Consider the following 2,957-nt stretch of genomic DNA (forward strand, 5'->3'; position numbering starts at 1 on the left):
CTGCGCCATCTCATCAATTGACATGCCCTTATTATATAAATCAAAAGTAACCAGCTGGGTCAATTTAGTATTTAGTCTGGCATCTGCCTTCCTCTTTTTTGTCTCAACTTGATTTAATTCATCCTGTTTATCAAGATAGGTCGCGATATAGCCTGCCTGTCGCTCGCCGGTCATGCAATTATCACAATGTCCGCAGACCGCCGCATCGCCCTCGCCAAAATAATCCAAAATATATTTCGGCCGACAGTCAAAATGATAGACATAATCCTCCATCTTATCCAACTTGGCATAAGCATGCCGTAATTTATTTTTTAGCGCCGAAAAATCAAGCTTAATCTCGCTTCGATTCAGGCGCTGTAAAATTTGAATTTCCGTTCCCTTAAAAGGCGGGCGGTAATCCGCAACGTCAGCCTCCTCCAGCTTCTTAATCAGCCGGCGCAAACTGTCTTTTTTGATTTCCAAAATTCCGGCTGCCTCTTCCAGGTTGAGATAAAAACCCTTGATCAGCTCTTGGCTGTATTTTTCATAAAACCGGTTGAATATATCGATTTGCGTTTTGGAACGTTTACCGAATGATTTAGTCGCTTCCTCAAATGTTTTCGTCAACTGTAAATAAGCGCTGCCGGCCCGATCCTGAACGCGGCGCAGATAACCTTCCCGTTCCAGGAGTTTTAAGGCGGTGCCGACGGCCATTTCCGGCACGCTGTCAGAAAGCAGGCCGCCCAGCTCGCTATAAGTAATCATTACCGTATCAGAATCGTAGTTGAGTAAGAGTTCATAAATTTCCAAAATAATTTCCGGCGGCGGATTATCACCCTTGATAAAAAACTCCTGTAAAAATCGATCGCGCGAGTTATAGAGCAGCAGGCAAAAACTCGGCTGGCCATCGCGCCCGGCGCGGCCCGCCTCCTGATAATAGGCTTCAATAGTACCCGGCATGTCATAATGTATTACAAAACGAATGTCGCGCTTATCAATTCCCAAACCGAAAGCATTGGTGGCAATGATTACCCGCGCCTCGCCTTTCATGAATTTTTCCTGAACCCATTTGCGGTCTTCCGAATCCATGCCGGCGTGATAGCCAATCGCCTCGATATTGTTATCAAGTAGCGTCTGCAACAGCTGGTCGGCGCGAGCGCGCGTTCCAACGTAAATAATTCCTGAACCGTCCGGCGCGCTAGTCACCGCCTCAATCACCACGCTCGGCTTCTGACCTTCATTTGCCCGAACAACGCCAAACTGCAGATTCGGTCGGGCAAAACCGATCACCACCAATTTCGGATTAATCAGGCCGAGTTGTTTCGCGATGTCATCGCGCACCTCAGGCGTGGCGGTCGCCGTGAGTGCCAGTACGGTTGGATTTTTTAAAAACTCTATTGCTGATTTCAACTTCAAATAACTCGGCCGAAAATCATGCCCCCAGGAACTGATGCAATGGGCCTCGTCCACCGCGAATAAGCTGACCTTCACTTGTGCAAGCGCGGCTAAAAATTCCTGGCTGTAAAAACGTTCCGGCGCAATATATAAAAGTTTATAATTGCCATTCTTGACACCATCTAACCTGCTTTGGGTTTCCACTGGCGAAATCGAAGAATTAATAAAAGTTGCCGGGATGCCTACGCGGGCGAGTCCGTCTACCTGATCCTTCATCAAGGCAATCAAGGGCGAAACTACAATTGTTATTCCCTCCAGCACTAAAGCCGGCAGCTGATAACAGAGCGACTTACCGCCGCCGGTCGGCATCAGCACCACCGTGCTCTTGCCGGCCAGCACATTATCAAGCACCCGTTCCTGCCCGGGACGGAAATCAGTAAAGCCATAATGTATTTTCAGCAACTCTTTCAGTTGCTGTTTTTGCTTATCGATAATTGGCATAAACTCATAATAACAATAATATTCATAATTGTTCAACCAAACAAAAATAATTCACAACCCATGGCTCATGGCTCTTAATAAAATCAAGCCTTGATCATGATTTATGAATTAGCGGTTATTTGTTTATTTTTTCCTTAAACAAGCGCAGGGTATTTTTTAAAGCCATGGCGATGGTCATCGGCCCGACACCCCCCGGAACCGGAGTCAAAAAACCGGTTACATCCTTAACGCTTTCCAGGTCAACATCGCCTGCCACCCTGCCATCAGGCAGGCGGTTTATACCTATATCAATAATTACCGCGCCCGGCTTAACAAACTCTTTAGTAATCAGCCCCGGATGACCTATGGCGCTAATCAGTAAATCGGCCTTGCTTGATTTTGCCGCGAGCTCATCATCATCTTGATGAAGAATTGTGCAAAGCGTACCCCCGCACTCAAGCGCGTGTTTAATCGCCTGTCCAAAAAGTTCAGAGTTGACTATCGCCACGGCTGACTTGCCTTTTAAATCAAAATTAATTTCCTTATTAATTTCCAGAATTACCGCGACAATCGGCGGTATATTCGGATTGTTACAGTTTAAAAGAAATTGATTTAAATTATAAGGATGAAAACCGTCAACATCTTTGTCTGGCAGGATCCGTTCAATCACCTTGTCGGCATCAAGGCCTTCGGGCAATGGCAGCTGGACTAAAATACCATCAATTGTTTCGTCTGCATTCAAAAAATCAATCATTGAAATAAGTTCGGCTTCGCTGACATCGGCGTCGCATTGATATAAATGGGTGTCAATGCCCACTTCTTTCGCTTGTTTTTCTTTAAGCCGGACATAGAGCTTGGAATCGTCACGCTCGCCGACTAAAACAATCGCCAGGTTCGGCCTGGCACCTTTTAAGTTCGCTATTTCCTGAACGACTTCATCTTTAATCCGTTCAGCGATTTTTTTACCGTCAATTAATTGCATACGATATTTCTGTCATTCCCGCGCAGGCGGGAATCTTTCATGAATATATAACAAACCTAGATTCCCGCCTGCGCGGGAATGACAGATTAAATTAAACGCTCGGTATCGGAAACTTAGAACA

2 protein-coding genes are annotated in these 2,957 nt (G+C 45.9%); both read right to left on the reverse strand.

All coding sequences use genetic code 11. From position 1 onward, the window contains the following. Nucleotides 1-1,875: RecQ family ATP-dependent DNA helicase (locus M0Q51_17345; GenBank protein MCK9401734.1), on the reverse strand; the 1,875-nt coding region annotated here is incomplete at its 3' end. Nucleotides 1,876-1,990: 115 nt separating this feature from the next. Continuing rightward, nucleotides 1,991-2,836 carry a bifunctional 5,10-methylenetetrahydrofolate dehydrogenase/5,10-methenyltetrahydrofolate cyclohydrolase gene (locus M0Q51_17350; protein MCK9401735.1) on the reverse strand — a complete coding sequence of 282 codons (846 nt, stop codon included), beginning with the start codon at nt 2,834-2,836 and terminating at the stop codon, nt 1,991-1,993. Nucleotides 2,837-2,957 lie beyond the last annotated feature (121 nt).

The organism is Bacteroidales bacterium (assembly GCA_023229505.1).
Classification (GTDB): domain Bacteria; phylum Bacteroidota; class Bacteroidia; order Bacteroidales; family JAGOPY01; genus JAGOPY01.

Bases quoted from the DNA above. Each gene is read 5' to 3' on its own strand.
- M0Q51_17350 (MCK9401735.1), bottom strand. From the start codon at position 2,836: ATGCAATTAATTGACGGTAAAAAAATCGCTGAACGGATTAAAGATGAA.